This window comes from Halosimplex halophilum, assembly GCF_004698125.1.
GTDB classification, from domain to species: domain Archaea; phylum Halobacteriota; class Halobacteria; order Halobacteriales; family Haloarculaceae; genus Halosimplex; species Halosimplex halophilum.
Window position 1 is genome coordinate 670,083 of record NZ_SRHV01000005.1, and the last position, 16,477, is coordinate 686,559.

At 48.4% G+C, this 16,477-nt stretch carries 12 protein-coding genes and 1 pseudogene; 7 read left to right on the top strand and 6 right to left on the bottom strand.

Features of this window, described 5'->3' with window-relative positions; translation table 11 throughout:
• Positions 1-110: 110 nt before the first annotated feature.
• A complete protein-coding gene (locus E3328_RS19535; protein WP_135366309.1) occupies positions 111-2,369 on the bottom strand; it encodes an HNH endonuclease in 2,259 nt (752 codons plus the stop codon).
• Positions 2,370-3,278: 909 nt separating this feature from the next.
• On the opposite strand from E3328_RS19535, the gene E3328_RS19540 reads away from it, so the two are divergent.
• Together E3328_RS19540 and E3328_RS19545 are read left to right on the top strand one after the other, a co-directional pair.
• A complete protein-coding gene (locus E3328_RS19540; protein ID WP_135366310.1) occupies positions 3,279-4,388 on the top strand; it encodes a tyrosine-type recombinase/integrase in 1,110 nt (369 codons plus the stop codon).
• A 241-nt stretch (positions 4,389-4,629) separates the two neighbouring features.
• Complete coding sequence (locus E3328_RS19545) at positions 4,630-5,952, top strand: site-specific integrase (protein WP_167837485.1); 1,323 nt, start codon at positions 4,630-4,632, stop codon at positions 5,950-5,952.
• 113 nt (positions 5,953-6,065) lie between these two features.
• On the opposite strand, the gene E3328_RS19550 is transcribed toward E3328_RS19545, so the two are convergent.
• The 3 genes from E3328_RS19550 to E3328_RS22915 form a co-directional block, all read right to left on the bottom strand.
• A complete protein-coding gene (locus E3328_RS19550) occupies positions 6,066-6,272 on the bottom strand; it encodes a hypothetical protein (protein ID WP_135366312.1) in 207 nt (68 codons plus the stop codon).
• Between the two features lie 522 nt (positions 6,273-6,794).
• Entirely contained in the window at positions 6,795-7,283 is a 489-nt protein-coding gene (locus E3328_RS19555) for a hypothetical protein (protein ID WP_135366313.1), read from the bottom strand.
• Between the two features lie 55 nt (positions 7,284-7,338).
• Positions 7,339-7,743, bottom strand: a complete 405-nt coding sequence (locus E3328_RS22915; RefSeq protein ID WP_449404988.1) for a DUF7344 domain-containing protein — start codon at positions 7,741-7,743, stop codon at positions 7,339-7,341.
• A gap of 413 nt (positions 7,744-8,156) precedes the next feature.
• Here E3328_RS22915 and E3328_RS19565 point away from each other — a divergent pair.
• Positions 8,157-8,774: pseudogene (locus tag E3328_RS19565) on the top strand (IS6 family transposase).
• A 45-nt stretch (positions 8,775-8,819) separates the two neighbouring features.
• Here E3328_RS19565 and E3328_RS19570 read toward each other — a convergent pair.
• Both E3328_RS19570 and E3328_RS19575 read right to left on the bottom strand, forming a co-directional pair.
• Complete coding sequence (locus E3328_RS19570) at positions 8,820-9,233, bottom strand: helix-turn-helix domain-containing protein (protein WP_135366315.1); 414 nt, start codon at positions 9,231-9,233, stop codon at positions 8,820-8,822.
• A gap of 236 nt (positions 9,234-9,469) precedes the next feature.
• Positions 9,470-10,399 carry a uracil-DNA glycosylase family protein gene (locus E3328_RS19575; RefSeq protein ID WP_135366316.1) on the bottom strand — a complete coding sequence of 310 codons (930 nt, stop codon included), beginning with the start codon at positions 10,397-10,399 and terminating at the stop codon, positions 9,470-9,472.
• Positions 10,400-10,604: 205 nt separating this feature from the next.
• On the opposite strand from E3328_RS19575, the gene E3328_RS19580 reads away from it, so the two are divergent.
• The 4 genes from E3328_RS19580 to E3328_RS19595 all read left to right on the top strand — a co-directional run bounded on the left by E3328_RS19580 (position 10,605) and on the right by E3328_RS19595 (position 16,477).
• Entirely contained in the window at positions 10,605-11,771 is a 1,167-nt protein-coding gene (locus E3328_RS19580; RefSeq protein ID WP_135366317.1) for a homing endonuclease associated repeat-containing protein, read from the top strand.
• 88 nt (positions 11,772-11,859) lie between these two features.
• A complete protein-coding gene (locus E3328_RS19585; protein ID WP_167837486.1) occupies positions 11,860-13,275 on the top strand; it encodes an AIPR family protein in 1,416 nt (471 codons plus the stop codon).
• Between the two features lies 1 nt (position 13,276).
• A complete protein-coding gene (locus E3328_RS19590; RefSeq protein ID WP_135366319.1) occupies positions 13,277-13,618 on the top strand; it encodes an HNH endonuclease in 342 nt (113 codons plus the stop codon).
• A 372-nt stretch (positions 13,619-13,990) separates the two neighbouring features.
• The gene (locus tag E3328_RS19595) at positions 13,991-16,477 is read left to right on the top strand and encodes a DUF262 domain-containing protein (protein WP_135366320.1); all 2,487 of its coding nucleotides are present in this window, start codon (positions 13,991-13,993) and stop codon (positions 16,475-16,477) included.

The following is a 16,477-nucleotide window of genomic DNA, read 5'->3' on the forward strand; positions in this document are numbered from 1 at the left end:
TTCCACTCTGACTGTTCGCCACAGCGATTGCTACAGATACCCTCTGTGTTGAGCGTTCTGTATTCCCCCTCCATCTGTCGACGACTCTCTCGCCTTTCGGTTTTAAAATATTACAGGAGAGTTTCCGGACTGGCAATCAATTCGTTCTGTGTACCCTGGATGCCGGTGTCCAGTTTATCTTTCCACTGGTATCGCTCGGCTCCATGGCTGAGAGCATCAGTTTCAGACGAGATGTCAGGCGGTGAAATCTCATCCGGTGGTTCGTCTGGAGCAAACTGGTTTGCCTGCCGATTAGCCGTGAGGAACATTTGGTGTGGCTGGGGGAAGTCGTCTACGTCTGGTTCTTTGAGGGGCTGCCCGTCGATGTCGGAGAGATCGTCATAGCCGGGAACAGTAGTCACATCAGTGACCTGAATAGTATAGTCATTGCCGACGTAGAACCAGTCATTGTCGAAGGCCCAGTGGTGGAACTGGCAGAGTGGGAGGAGATTTTCCCGAACGTACAATCCATCGTCGCTTTTTGCTTTGATGTGGGCCACCTCAACTTCCGGGTCACCGGTCGGTGAGTGACGGCGACTGCCACATACTGCACACCGTTCGTCATATGCGTCTCGAACGGCTGTTTTGACAGCTTCGGCCTGTGCTGTTCCTCGCCCGTCTTCTTCGAGTTGTCTGAATGTCGATTCGATGTACTCAGCCATTCGTGCCTTCGAGTGGTGCTTCGAGGAGTCCGCATACAGTCGACGGGCTTCCCAAAACCGCTCGATTGCTTGTCGGAAGTTTCCCTGTTCGCGGTATTTGTGCCCAAGTATTGCTTTCTGTTCGGCTTCTAGCCGTGTAGATATCTGTTCGTAATCCGGTGCGTCATCATCTAGTATCTCGTCGAGAGTGTCGAGGGCCTCATTCAGTTCGTCAAGTGCCTGATCGAATTCATTCTGTGCCGTGAAGCGTCGGACTGCCATTGCTGCTGCACTCTGACGCGTCTGGGCAGCGAGAGAGGGTTGCGGTGAGAATTCGTTTGTTTCAGTACGGGCTAGCCTGCAGGCGCTCCGGTAGTGCTCTTCAGCAGATTCGTATCGCTCTTGCTGGCCGATGGTATCATCAATGTCGTGGTCGAAGCGGAACTGGAGTGCTTTTTGTTGATTATAAAATATTTTTGCCTTCCGGTGGTAGACGGGAATATCCAAATGGTCTGAATCACACAGCAGTGCAGTAGCTTCAAATAAAGTCTGTGCCCAAGTCGGATCGTCGGCATTGATCCCCTTCCGATAACAGTAATTCGAGAGGATATATTCGAATTCGTGTGTGTCGAGTGTTGCTGCGTATCGGATAATCTCTGCCAGAAGGTTAGCACGTTCTGAAAGGGACAGATCACCGTTCAGTGCTTGCTCTTTCTGCTTTTCGTACCACTCTTTGATGTCTGCTTCACCATCACCTTGCCCAATAAGTGATTGGCCCTCATCCGAGATGAGGTCTAAAAGTGCTTCCTGAACCCGTTTAGGGCCATGTTCAACGACCCCCTGTGCGAGTTTGTAGGCTCCCCAGTCAGTGTAGAGAATTGCAGATGGAGTCTTGTCGAAACCGTAATCTGTGGGAGTCGTTTGTGGATCGTCAGCAGTGCAATACCGTCTGAGATATTCTGACTGGATGAGGTCAGTATTAATTGACGGAAGACCAGGGTATGTTTCTGAGTGGAAACGTTCGAGGACATCATCGTATGTGTCTGAATCTTTCAGACACCGTTCCTTCTCCGGCCTTCCGAGGAGTGATTTTGCGAGAAATCGTTCGATCGAATTCGAGAGGCTCTGTTTGAGCTGTTCTGAATGGAGGCAGAGCTTGTTTACTAAATCTAGATACGAGAAAATATCGGATACCTGGGCGATATCGCTTCGGAACTCGTTGAGTTCATTGTATGGTTTATCTTCGTCGTAGGTGTCGTGTATAGCTTCGATGAGATCATAGGACGGTTCTGAGTCCGGAGCTTCATCTAAAAGCCGGTGTGCTATCGTGAGAGGGCCGGCAGCGGGAACGGTAACCTGAACTGGAACAGAATTTCTGTCGGTATTGAAATCTGTATCAGTCTCCTGCACTAGTTCGGCTTTAATCGTGCCCCGGGTGGCATCGGTGTCCGAGTCGGCGATTGTAAATGTTGCAGACCGCTTTTGTGGGTTATTCTGTTCCAGACCCACGAAAGAAGGAATTGAACCGATGGTAAGATTCCACTCGTCAGTCGTTACGGTGTCAATGTCGTCTTTTCTTGACGAAGGTTCAGCCTCGATGTGGGCAACGTAGTGATTTTCTTCGGGTTCTACCCGGATATCGTAGTTGAACCAATCAGTGTACTTCGTCCGGGTGAATGGAGTGGGCATATGGCAATGTATGTGTCAGCACAGAAAGAAAGTATCGACGACGACGACAGTATGTGGTACTGTGGAGAATTGTCTCCGTTGTGCGGATCACGTAGGTAAATCAGACAAGTCCCTCAGAGAGTCGGATGGATTCTGGATACTAACCAGCAGTGCTTTGTTGAATCCACTGCTCTATTGAATCCACGGAAGGTGTAGGAACCACCCTTTGATGGCTTGTTCAACGTTGTAGACAGTGGCAATGAGCACCTGTTCACGAAACTCTCGGTACCAAGCGCTCAGCCTATTGTTCAAGCACAATTTTTTTCGCTGCTGTATCGACTACAGTTGACACGCAGAACTTGACATAGAGCACATCTGTTTCTCTCTCATTCACTACTCCAAGGACCGCATTAATTTAATTATATTTATATCTTCAACCACCCCTCACTCCGCTAACGCATATATAAGGGGATTTTAGTTTAGGTCCATTGTTGTTGGAAAACGAATTTTTGCGTGTTCAGCACCCCTATTTTTGAAGGCAACTATATTTGCGTCGGCAACAGCTAGTAATTCAGACGCCAACCAACAGATAAGGCACGAGACCACTCTCCGAAATCATCCCATAGAGCCCCCAATGCGGAGTTTTATGGATACAGAGCCATATGATTATGATAGAGTGATCGACGACAGAAGGATGAAATAATCGTGGTGGTCCGAGTCTGAGAAGGACCTTCGCAGGCCACCTCTGGATCATGGGAAACCAGAGATTTCCCATTCGGTGAAAGCACGGTGATAATGGGCAGTCACCTTCCAAAGTAACCCCATTATCACCGAACCGTGGACACTACGCGTGCCCGACTGTGGGTAGCTGTTCCACAGACAAAGGGTTTCTGCGTCAGTGTCTGGGGCCAGTAGATACATCACAAACCAATGCAAGAATACGAAGCAGACAGCCCGCGTGCGTCGGGAGAGCTTCAGGAGGTGCTCCGAGAAGCTCTAGAAGCGGAGCTTGAACCGCTTCCTCCCGATAAAGCACTGAAGAAGTACTTGCGCGATAAGAGTCGAAATGCTCGGCAGCTGACGGTACAGACTCATCAGCAGCGACTGAAATGGTTCATCCAGTACCTCAAAGAACAAGAAGTTGAACTCAACGAACTCACTGGCCGTGACCTGCAGGACTACCGGAGATGGCGGCTTGAGCAGGGAAACCTGAACAAGACTTCCGAACATGCGAGCCAGGTTACGTTGAGAGTGTTCCTCCGGTGGTGTGAACGGATGAATGCTGTCAAACCTGGTCTGCCTGACCGGGTTGAAATCCCGCTCCTCAAGAAATCGGAAGAAGCGCGTGAAGATGCAATAGTGAAGGACAGAGCTGAGCGAATAATCGAGCATCTCGAGAAGTACGAGTACGCATCACGCGCCCATGTGACGTGGCTAATTCTCTGGTCGACAGGGATCAGAACGGGATCTCTCCATGGAACCGACGTAGAGGACTATCATCCCGAAGCTGACGTCCCACACATTGAATTGCATCACCGGCCTGAGCAGACTCCACTGAAGAATGGAGCACAAGCAGAGCGGTGTGTCTTCATTTCAGAGGCCACGTGCGAATGCATCGATGATTACCTCGAATCGAATCATCCCCAGGTTAAGGATGAAGAGGGCCGGAAACCGCTAATCGCCACCCCAAAGGGTCGAGCTGCAAAGACGACAATCCAGCGTGATGTCTATCGATGGAGTCGGCCCTGTGCGATTGATCAAAGTTGTCCGCACGATGTCGAGGTAGCCGACTGCGAAGCCAGGATAGAAGCGAACAAGGCCTACGACTGTCCGTCCTCGCAGAGCCCTCACACTCTTCGGAGAGGCCAGATTACCGAGTCACTCCGTAAAGGAGCCCCAGTTGATGCTGTCTGTAGAAGGATGGATATCACAAAGAAAGTGATAGATATCCACTACGACCGGCGCGACGAGAAAGAGAAGATGGAGTTACGGAAGCAGCAACTCCAGCAGACCAACCAACAGGACTGGGGAGGGACATAATTTTGTCCAGTACAGAACAGCCGTCTCAGTCGCAACTGCCCGCCGTCCCTGGGTTTCGGCCCTTTATATACGGCACTTCCGGTGGTCAGGTCTGGAGGGTTCAAATCCCTTCACAGGTCATCACCGGAGGGTCCGTATATAAACGTATGATGAAGCACCTGCTCCTGAAAAAAAGAGAAAGATGACGGATCACGCATCAAAGGCGCTGAACAGAGTTCGAAACATAATCAAAGAATCAGACATGGACCCGCAAGACCGCGAAAAACTCAACGAATTTGATGTCCTGCTATCGCACGACGGTTGCAGTGACTACTGGCATCAAATGGTGTTAGAAAATGTTGCATTGATCGCTCGCCGTCGAGACGCTCATGGAGTTGCCCTCGCTGAGCTCTTTGAATCAGATGAGGCAGTCCTTGACATCCTGGACTGGCTCAAAGGAGGGGAGTACTATGACGAGGAGAAGGGCAAGTGGATCGAATGGGCGTCAAAAACTGAGTTCCACTATCGAAGCGCACTCCGAAAATTTGGGAAAGTGCTAAACGATGGAACTCTCCCAGAACCGATGGAGATCATATATGGAGGAGACAAAAGCAAACCGAGCGAATCGGCCCCAAAGAAGAGGGAAATTCTACTCTGGCACGAAGATGTCGTACCGTTACTCAAAGCCTGTCAGAACGATCGCGACCGAGCACTCATAGTAGTTGCTTGGGATTCAGGAGCAAGACCATTCGAAATCCGCGACCTCACGTATGGAGATGTGTCGCCTGATGGTGACTTCTTCCAGATTACGATAGGAGGAAAGAACACCCCACAAAGAGACCCGCGCTTGGTAATCGCGGCACCGTTCCTAAAGATGTGGCTTGAACAGAGCCACCCAGCAAATGATGAAGAGGGAGGATTCACCCGTGAAACCCCGATATGGACCCAGCTTGCTGAGAACAAAAAGCTCGCGAATGACAGCTTTGGAAGAATAATTCCGAGAAAAGTTGCAACGCGTGTAGATATAAATAAACCAACAAATCTCCGTCAGTTCCGGAAATCGAGATCAAGTATACTGGCTAGTAGAGAAGAGATCGGCAGAGGAGACCTTGAAGAACGACAGGGTTGGAAGACCGGAAGTGACATCGTCAACGCCTATATCAATAGATTCGGAAGCGGGACAGACGACAAAATATCAAAAAGCGATGGGCTAGCCGAATCGGATCTTCCGGATTCAGACCATGAGGAGCTTCCTGATCCGGCACCGGTGAAATGTCCGAACTGTTCACGCTGGACGCCAGGTTATCCCGACGAGTGCATCTGGTGTTCCACCAGATTCAACACAGATGCTGCGAAGGAAGCAGAACACCGAGATGTTGAAAGTCCAGTCAAAGATCAGGCTCGAAGAGACCTCATCGACCTAGTCACGAACGGCGAATTAACCGAGGAAAATATCGAGACAGCACGTCAGCTGGCAGAAGTCGTCCGTCAGCATCCGGAAATTCTTGACTTTGGGGACAGCCTCCAGGAACTAATGGAGAGGCACAATGTCAAGGAAAATGGCTCGGGAGAAAGCGATGATTAGGGCACTAATGAAGGGAGAAATGGTGGGGCCGGTGATGGAGAAGACAATGATGAGAATGCGGACGAAAGAGACGATGATGAGGATGATAGAGGGGTAGTGCCAACTACGATAGATCAGTAGAAATCATACTCCTCATCCAGGTTCTCGATCATTTCTAATTCTCGTTTAACTAACTCTGTATCCGCCTTATCACCCCCCTCGAGTAGAATAGCGAAACCAAGGGCTCGGAGAAATTCATCCTCATTGCGAATCATCTTCATTACATCCTCACGGTTTTCAGAGAGATACTTCTGAACTTCCGCCGACCCTGAATAGTCCATTTATCTCTGACCCCCTGTCAAAGATCGGGGAGGGATAACAGACGGTTCATCGGTCAAGAGGCAATGATACTGGCCCATAGTCAGATCCCTCCTTCGACGTTCATCATATAGTCATACAGACACTCCGTGTTCTTGGTTGCCTCTATTTGACCGGTCTGAGAGTTCCATTTCACCGCGTCCCTTTCTTTCATGTATGGAAGGTGACGGTGATACAAGAGTTTGTACAGTGTCTCTAGCTTCTTCTCCTGAGTCGATAACAATGAATTCCCAAGTTGAGATAGTGAGATAGTCTGTGTTGGTGCAGCGGTTTGTACTTCGTAGACCACGCGCCTCCGTAGGGGATCAGATAGTATTTCGTGAATTGCCATTACTGTCAAGTCTTCCGCTTCAGGACTCATCGTTGTCTTTCTCAACTGCCCTAAGTCGATTTTTGTGTTTGGAACCGGTTCCTACGGTTATGATCTGGCCCATAGTCCGATCGTGAATTAGCACAGCAAAGAGGTAATCATCCACTTTGTAAGGTCAGCCATCTAAGCTGGTTGACTCGTCCTTATTGACAGCATTATCGATAGCAGATTCCAGAGAATCTAATGTTATCCTTTCATCCCTAGACTTGCTTATGAATGTCTCCATCGTCTCAAAATCGTCCTGAGAGTACCTTGCACTAATACTAGTGGTACCATCCGCAAAGACTGATATGAAGAAGGTCCCTCTTTTTTCGAGATTCGATTTATACACCGAGCGGAACTTTGCTGAGCTGTCTGGTTTGCTCGGTATCAGACTGAAGGAGATCAAATCTACGCGAGTGAACTCCTCTTTGGCGGTCTCAAGCGTGCCTCTCCACAGTTCACCAAGGGGGTGGTCAATCACGCCGACATTACAAGAATAGATTTCAACGTCTGATTGGGTTAGTGGTGCCAATTCCTGTTCAATCGCCGGTAAGAGGATTCTTGCGAGCTTCTGGATTGATGCAGGAGCTTTTGATATGCCGCTGAGTTTCGGTTCAGGCATCAAGCAGCCATGGTAGGAACAGCAGTATAATCACGAACCCTGTAATGTTAGCCGATTATTCTTTCTGCCTCCGATCTAATAGAAAGTGGGCTATTGGAACAGTCACTGATGCCATAACCGCGAAAGCAGGGGCGTTCCGACCCGGTGAGATTTCCTTTCTATCGGAATCGAATTCAACGACATCTGCCTCATCAAGCTCAGGCAAGTGATGTTGTGTCAGGTTCGTATAGACAGGACGATAATCCTGATTCACTACAGCCTCTTCAGGAACATCCTGTTCCATAGCTGCGATACTTTTTGCAATCTCTCGTACGGTAATGGTATCTTCTGGGGCCAGATACGCCATACACCAGATCACATACCGGCGACGTTCCGTCTGTAAGAGATGGAATCCCTGAGACAGGGATTCGGCGAGGTCTTCGTCTGATGGATCGAAATTCGGGATAATAGGTGGAGTCATTTCGAACCACCCTCCACGATGCCACAGTGTTCATTACGATTGTCAGCGTGTTTCTTCATGGGTTGAACAGTCTCCAGCTGTGAAACCCAGGACAGGTGTCACAGCACCTGTTCCCTTGCGGGAACGCGCCTGGATTTCGACAGATTGGGAATTGAGGACTAGTTATTTAAAACTAAAGACCAGGATCGGATATCAATCATTCAGAAAGTCGAGACCACATAGAACTCAACTCTGGTCTTTTCAGCAGCCTTCAATTCAAATTGGATAGCTGAGCGATTCTACTCATATCCTTAATGTCTCAAGTAGTCGGCTCACTCTAGTTGAGCGTGTTTGAGAGGTAAGGTTGCCGCGGGGGAAGTGTCCATGAAACCTACAGACCCCTTGGCGAGACATCGGATGAGGATAGTCAGGACATTTCGGAGAACGAACGCACACCGTCACTTGTCCGGCAATCTGGGGCGTGTCTCCACGCGGCTGAGCCGTCAGTCAGGACAGTCGTCATCTTAGCCTTATTGGGTGCCGATCGCTCTCCAGCACGATCTGGAACTAGATGCACTACGCTGACTAAAGATCAGAGAGAACCGCCGACAGCGAAGCCGTCGCAGGCTGTGGTTGACGAGAAACAGATCGAGATTGATGGCCAAACAAAATGGCTCTACGTCGCTATCACCACAGAATCAAAGCTACTGCTCGATGTTGACATATTCAGCAGCTGTGGGATGACCCCGAGTCGGTATTTCTGCGTTGATTCATTGAGAAACACGATATTTTGAGACAGGTCTTCTCGTTGATGTCAGTGGCTGTCTGACTACTCTTGCCCGTCACGAATTGGCGGTCCGCTCGACCGCCAGATCCGAGACCCATCGAAAAAACGGTTGCAGACAGTAACAATGCTGATCGACCGCTTCCACACGTATTGGTCGGCCAGTCAGCGAAGCACGAAACAATGGTTACCACGCTTCAGATACCACTACAACCATGAACGACCGAATCATATCCTCAACGGAAGAACGGCGGTTCAGAATACCTAGAAATAGGAATTAGCCAACCCGTTGAATATTTCCAAAGAAGAATGATTAGTGTTTATCCCGAGGAGAGGGATGGTCTCCTGAAGTTGAGGGTCGCTGCATCTCCTCAACTTCAATAATTTCAGGGGGTTTTGTAACTTCCTGATAGGCAGCTCGATAGCTCTCTTCGTCAAAAATTTGGTTTTCATCAAATACCTGCCGCGCTTGTTCTGTGAGATAATAGAAAACTTGCTGGTTGTGCTTTACAGACTTGATGACTTCCTCTTCCTCCAGTACAGAGAGTTGATTTTGGAGTTCTGAGCGCCCGATATTCGGATTCATATAATCAATCTCAACTAACGTAGGAATTCCGTGTGGGTGCCCGACAATATCGGCGAGAATATTTGCACGGACTGTGGATTCAACTGCAGCGAGAATAGAATCCAAGTTAGATTCTGTCATAACCTGACTGAGGGCATTCATTAACCTAATCATAGTGCTCTTGACGAAAACCGTTCTTCGGTGTAATCAGAGTGATAAAAATATGGGACATAATAATGCTGAACTACTCTTGAGTTGTGAACCCTCCGTTCCTGACCGGTAGATGGGACGTATATAATGGGTCGAAACCCGGAGACAGCGAACTATTGCGATCGAGCCGCTTGCCCTGTGCTGAACAACCTCTTTTGGGCCAGTTATAATGATACGGCCCGAGAGAGTTATTGCGACCCTGAGATTTGATTAATAATTCTTAGTGCGTCGTGGACGTCCCGGTCGGTGGTGAGTGTTTGCCGATAGTCCAGATGGTAGAGATGAACCGCGTAGGTTCTCTTAAGAGCGGACCGGTTGCCTTCGTATCGAAGAACGCGTCCTGTCTTTCCATCGGAGTATTGACTCTGTTTCTCGAGTTTCTCAAAGCCGATGTTTCGAAGCCCCCGATATGCGTCACCTCCTAGCGCAAAAACTACCTCTGGAGCAATTGCGCTAATCTCATCGGCTAACCATTCATCATCTGCTGAACGGGGGTTAGCACTTGATCCGCGATGCTGGAATTTACACCGGTTTGTATACGCGAACTCGCCATGGAATCCATTGCCCAGTTCTGCACCGCTACCTGTTCTATCGTCCCGATATGCTCGTGATTTTTCAACCTGTATATAATCCTCATAGTCAGACTGCCGCAGAGCATTCCCTTCAAACTCACATTGTAATTCCGACTGCACTGCATCAATTATACACTTAAGTCCAAGACGAACAGTATCTGAATCATTTAGGTATCCACTCACTGTTTTTGACGTTTGCAGCGAGTTCATCCACACACTCTCTTTTAGATCTCTTGCTAGGTCTTCATACGACCAGTGGACGTTTGACTGAATCCAATCGGTGGGAAGGTTCGGATTCTTTTGAAGTAATAGAAAATCTCTCTGGGCGAAGGAGTGAATACGAGAGGCACAGTACACTGGTAAATCGTAAAATCCGTCTGCGATATCCGAGATCCCAACCTCGTTTTCAAAGTAAGTTCCAGCAGAATCATACTCCGCAACGTGGGGATGGTCATGAATATGTTTACAATGGACCTCGAGAACTTCCTCATCAATTTCATCTAAATCCCCGAATCTAGATTCGACCTCCTCTTGTGTACTTGCCATGCTTTGAGGACAAATATACTACATGGGAAAATAGTTTCCGTGTTATTTTGGGGAGATTAAAAACGATGTAGGTAGGGTTGACAGCACAGTGAAGTGGTTCCCGTCAAATCTGTTCTGTTATGACACTCGTTTGTTCGCATGAACGGAGCTGGACCGAATGACAGGTGTGAATTGCCCAGTGCAGAAATGCCCATTCGAAGGCACAGTGGCAGAAGTTGCGACCCATGTTGATGAAAGAGACGATGGGAATCACGACTGGGAGGTACTCGGATTTCAGGATATTGATGAGTACCGTCATGAAATCCACTTTGAGAAGGGCTGCGATTTCCAGGAGACGGCTCGGGAAGCGAGGGCTAAAGGCGAATTTCAGGAAGCGAACCAAAGGCTAGAGGAGGCGCTCTGGCATTACCAGCGGGCGCAACTCTACACGGACACAACTTCGTCAATTGCCGACCGTCGTAGCGAGGTACTCGATACGATCGCAGAGGTCGAAGCCGCAGAACAAGTACAAGTAATCGACGACCTCGTCGACCGAGCAGACAACGCGATAGACAGTGGCGACGACAAGCACCTTGACGCAGCCTCTAGCTTGGCAGCACGTGAATACGATGAAGCTGCCGACGCACTCGAGGACGCATTGGAGTTGGCGAAGTCGCGTGACGTTCTGTCCGCTCGGGTTCAGGGAATTGAACGGCGCTTACGCAGGGTCCAAGTCCGTCAACAAAGCCTCGAACTGTCGGAGGCACATCGTTCAATCCGCGATCTCATAGTAGATGCCCGAGATCATGCTGCTGCAGGCGACAAGGCGTTCCACGATGGAGAGTACGAGGTCGCTTTAGACGAGTACCAAGAAGCGAAAGACCGGTACGAATCACTCGGTGCTGTCCTTGAGGGATTCACCTTTGACGAGCCTACGAGCGACCCGACGGAGTGTGATATCTGTCGTCAGCGGTTCGACGAGGAGATCCGTAGTTGGAGAATCGAGGGCGAGGTTGATTTGTTGGTTTGTCCATCGTGTGCAAGATTCGATTCGGAGGGAAACCTACCAAAGCCACGGGAAGTTGCGACCGAGCATCGCTCGCTCTTAGAGAATATTGAGAATATTCAAGACAAAAATTTCGGGCTTGACTGGATTTCCAGCGAGTCGACGAATTCATCGACATCAGATGAGGTTGTTGCTGAAAAGACGAATAGGGACACACGAGAAATGTTGATGCAACTGGTTGCAGTCTACCAACGACTTGGAGAGCCACCTTCTGCCAAAGAACTAGACGAATATACGGACTTCGGTTACCTTGCATATCAGAACGAGTTTGAGAGTTTGGAAGAGGCGCTTGTCGCTGCCGGATTCGATCATGTGGAATTGGACTAATCTCCAGGTGGAGAAAATATCCAAAACAGTTACGTAACTCCTGAAGGAACTGCTATTCTATACCATGTCAGGGTCGTCTTCGAATATCGTGACTCGCACTTCGAACGGAGGAGAAAATTATCGATGTTTAGAGAGGGGTAGTACAGTCGAATTCAATTATGTTGACTACGGTAGGCACGATAATTTGGGGACCGTTGGTGGCTTTGAGACTCATCATATTTATCTGACCTGCCAAGAGTTAAAAGAGAAATATCTTCCTATTGACGCCAATCCAAGAGAACCGAGTAATTCCCGCATCGTCAAATCAATGCAGGAAACCCTGAGAGACGACGCAGAGTCCTTCGTAAAATGGAACAACGGAATTACCGTAGTTTGTGAAAACGTAAATAAAGGGTCTGGAACAGTTGAGTTAGAGTTTTCCGAAGAGGACGAAGGAATCTGCAATGGGGGCCATACTTACTTCGCTATAGTCACTTCGAATCATGATGTAAGCAATTCAGGCGTTCTATTAGAAGTCATTGAGGTACCCCAGGACTTGGACAATAGAGAGGAGGAGATCGTTGAAATTGCGAAAAAACGGAATAATATCAATAATTTAGATAACTACACTGTTGCGGACTTCTTGGATCTCTATGAGCCGTTCAAACAGCGAATGGACGACCCTGAGGTCGTATCCTGGCATGAAAATGATTCTGAAGCAAAATCATATGCAGTATCTGCTCCCGAGGTCATCCGGATGATGACTACGGTAAATCCAACTAGATATCGCCACGCAATTTTGTGTCCCGGTGGGTCATATCATAAGAGTGCGGCTACATCGAAAACTAGCCTCCATACAAGCTGGTTTGAGGATGCCTTAGAAGCTAGAGATAATGACAACGAGGACCCAATGGCTTTCTTAGGGGTTCTTATCGATGATCTGTTTGAGATCCGGGACATGATTGCCTATTCGTTCAAGGAAGGAGACTATGACAATTCGTTCAGGAAGCGTTCTTTCTACCAGGATAATATTGGTGGGGAAGACGCAACTACCCGCGACCTTCATATGGGCGACTATGATGGCCTGACGGGGTATAAGATCAGGTCTACTCTGGAGGTGATGGTCTTGGGAATGTTCCGGTCGAACCTCTTCCAGAAATACGACGAAGATGGAAATGTGCGCTATGTTGGTTGGATGGTAGAACCCAAAACCCTCTGGGATGAGGAAAAAGAGCGTGTAGTAGATAATCTATCAACGTTTTATGATGACGTCGGGAAAAGTTATCGTGATTTCATCAATAGTGAAGCGCCTTACAGGGAGGAACTGTACGAATTCGGAAGAAGTGCAAGCTGGCCGTTCCCCCCCGCTGAAATCCTTTACGACACTGAATCTGCGGATAAATATGTCTTCACCGAGGATACGGAAGATGCCACCCACTGGCTAGCAGATTCAGGGGAAGGGCTGATATCAATCAGCGATAGAGAGCGTCCTGACGACGAACCCTTGTATAAAGTTTCCAATTAAAATGCGCTGTGTAGTTTGCGGTGAGATGGAAGAGTTAGATGATGCCCACGTAAAGGACAGAAGTGAATTTGCGCCCAGTGAGGATGACCGAACCCATAATATAATTTCTCTCTGTCCGACTCACCATAGGATGTTTGATAACCACATCATCGGGATATGTCCTTCAAAAGAGGAGCTAATTGTTGAAGAGGCTGGTGGACTCTCGGTTATCGAGCCTAAGCTCTCTATTGGTCACATCAAAGAGGAATATGTTGAGTATCACAATTCACGATGTACACCGCGAATAAGGGCTGCCCTTGGTTTGATACCTGATCAAGAATATGCAAAGAAGTGTGGCCAGTAGAATATCCCCATAGTTGTTGAACACGAACAATTTTGTAATATTAGTCATAACAGCACCTACTACCATGGGAGGTGAGATCCCCTGCCTACGGCTGTTGATGGCGATTCCGGTATTACAGGTCCCTAACTGATCTAGGCATTCTGAGCAAGTGCGAAAATGAGACGGGGTGAGCCTTGCTGATTTCCTCGGCAAGAGCCCGTCTTTGTGCGCCTCAGCTAGGAATCAGTGAAAACAACTATCATCAGGACTCCGGTTTCAAACTACAGGATCTCTACAAACTATACAAATCTTAGTGATATTGGATGTTGGTTTCGAATGATGGATGTCAATAGGGCGGTGGATTTTTGATTCTTCACACAAGCGGTCTAAAGCATGGCTGGAGAAAGTGATGTGCCTCTTTGTGGGAAGCGCATATTCCTATATCCCGGCGATCCGGATGGGACTGGAATCATTCAATACAATGCAGAGGACTACCGAGAAGAGTTCCAAGAAGTTGATTTCGTTGATAGCTCCCAATTCATTCGCTCAATAGGGCAGGACATTACCCTCCGGAATCAATCCCTCCTACGCCTCTCGGATAGTATTCAGTTTGAGGTGCCCGATTATCAAAGGAACTATAGCTGGGAGGAAGATCAACACGATGGCCTCTGGGAGACAGCTCGGAGTGTACTTTCTCTCCAAACAACTGCAACAAACACCCCCTCAGATACGTACTTTGGTACAGTCTATGTAGCAAAGTCGTCTAACCGCGATATTTATGAGATTATAGATGGTCAGCAACGGTTGGCGACCATAGCGATTCTATTACGAAATATCGGAGTCGCTTTGGACGCAACAATTCCAGAACTGTCGGGGGAAGTGAGGTCCTATACCGAGCATATAAAAGAAGACTATATCGACGAGCTACTCTATCGACGCCAAGGACCAAACGAGATCCCGTTCATCAGACTCAATAAACACGATAACGAGTTCTTCAGACTGCTCTTCCAAGACGACAGAGGCGTAGCTAAGGGCCTCAAACGGATGGAACAATATGATGGCCGCAAGCAAAACGCAATTCGACTACGCTCCCTCCTCAGCGAACTCAACGTTGATGAAGAAGTCTATGGACCAGATGGGTTAGGGTTTGATGAAGACGTTCTTGACTCATTCAGATATTTCGCCGAATCGCATCAGAAATTAGTCGAAGCTGATGAATTCTATTCGAGCGCAATCGACCAGTTCTTGAACAATAGTAGCTTCTCCGAACCGGAACACGAAGCCAGAGCCTTGGTTAATCTGACTCACTTCGTACTTCGCTCACTTCGCGTCTCTGAGTGTCTTTTCGAGACTGACGATCAAGAACTCCGTGTCGACGTCTTCCAGTCTCTGAATGACCGGGGTGTGGAGCTATCCAAGATGGACAAGGTACGTGCTCGTATCGTGGGCCGTTTCCAAGGAGAATCTGATAGCGATAAGCAAGTTGGACGATGGGAATCAGTGGTGCAGGAATTCGGGGGCGACTCCGATGCTGTAGAAGACTTCTTAGCTCACTATCTCGCTGCGACAGAAAAAGAGTTTGAGACGGTTACTGATGCAAAAAATGAATTGCTCGAGGCCTTCCGATTGAAAGAATCCGGTCAGACAGAGATCCGATCTCGGCTGGCTAATGCAGGCGACGCGCGAGATTTCTTAGAGGAACTCGAAGAGTACGCATTTCGGTACCAAGAGCTCGCAAACGCCGACTTAGTTGAGGATGAGAAGCAACTGTCACATAAATACCGTGAGGAGTGTGAGGCGATTCTTAGTCGGCTCAACGGTCTAGGGACTACCCAGTGGCGTCCCTTCGTCATGTATGTCTATCAAAAGGTAACAGAGACACCTGGGAAGGGGGAATTCTTCCGTGACGTACTCAAAACGGTCGAAAATATCACCTTCCGCGTGGCCATCTCTCCCCACGTAGCAACCGTAGTTGATGACACTTATCCGAAGACCACTCAGACGTTCATTGAGTTAGAGCAGACTGGGAATGAGTTTGAGACAGAAAAAGTAGCTGAGGAGCTTATCGATAATGTCGATAGTAGTGCGAGAAATGTTTTCGGCGAGAATTTTGCGGATCATCTCATCTCAAAAAGCAACTGGCAAAACAACCAGACAAAGCAACTATTCCTCAAAATTGCTGATGAGCAATATCGAGAACAAAATCAGTCTGGGATCACCAACACTTGGCTCTCGCAAGATCCAAGTGAGGTCCATATAGAACACGTCCTCCCACGGAATTTCCTCCTTGAGGGAAAGAGCCAGCCCTACGCGTGGCTAGAACACTTCTTCCAAGCGAACGGGGAGAACCGGATTGAAAACCGGATCGAGCAATTGCGCTCGCGGGAAGCACATCAGATTGAAGAAGACCACCCAGACTACGACGGGGTAGAACAAATCGTTTCTCGTGTCAAGGAAGACTTTGTCCGAGATCTCGGAAACATGATGCTTCTTGACCAAGCCCTGAATCGATCTGTTCAGAACCGGTTGTTTGCAGTAAAGATCAGGGAGTACCACCGAAACCACAAGAAGGATCTCGAGAATATCGCGAATCACTATTTCGGAGAGGCAGGACCACTCCCAAAAGATACGTTAGAAACAGTACTGACGCTCGACCTCCCCGATGACGAAACAGCAACATCGATAGACGCTATCGAAGAATTGAATTCTTGGTGGAACTACCACCGCTCCATCGAACGAAAGGCCGATATCGTCGAAAACGTCCTTGATTCGTTGACATTCGATTCTAATGAAGACGAATTCGACTCCGTGAAAGGAGAGATTCACCAGATGGTGAAAAACGATTACGAGACCCGATTCACGCTATTGGGCTCCGGATAG

Coding starts and splice junctions, on each gene's coding strand:
- E3328_RS19575 (WP_135366316.1), bottom strand. CDS start 10,399: ATGGCAAGTACACAAGAGGAGGTCGAATCTAGATTCGGGGATTTAGAT.
- E3328_RS19555 (WP_135366313.1), bottom strand. CDS start 7,283: ATGCCTGAACCGAAACTCAGCGGCATATCAAAAGCTCCTGCATCAATC.
- E3328_RS19590 (WP_135366319.1), top strand. CDS start 13,277: ATGCGCTGTGTAGTTTGCGGTGAGATGGAAGAGTTAGATGATGCCCAC.
- E3328_RS19535 (WP_135366309.1), bottom strand. CDS start 2,369: ATGCCCACTCCATTCACCCGGACGAAGTACACTGATTGGTTCAACTAC.
- E3328_RS19545 (WP_167837485.1), top strand. CDS start 4,630: ATGGACCCGCAAGACCGCGAAAAACTCAACGAATTTGATGTCCTGCTA.
- E3328_RS19570 (WP_135366315.1), bottom strand. CDS start 9,233: ATGAATGCCCTCAGTCAGGTTATGACAGAATCTAACTTGGATTCTATT.
- E3328_RS19550 (WP_135366312.1), bottom strand. CDS start 6,272: ATGGACTATTCAGGGTCGGCGGAAGTTCAGAAGTATCTCTCTGAAAAC.
- E3328_RS19540 (WP_135366310.1), top strand. CDS start 3,279: ATGCAAGAATACGAAGCAGACAGCCCGCGTGCGTCGGGAGAGCTTCAG.
- E3328_RS19595 (WP_135366320.1), top strand. CDS start 13,991: ATGGCTGGAGAAAGTGATGTGCCTCTTTGTGGGAAGCGCATATTCCTA.
- E3328_RS22915 (WP_449404988.1), bottom strand. CDS start 7,743: ATGACTCCACCTATTATCCCGAATTTCGATCCATCAGACGAAGACCTC.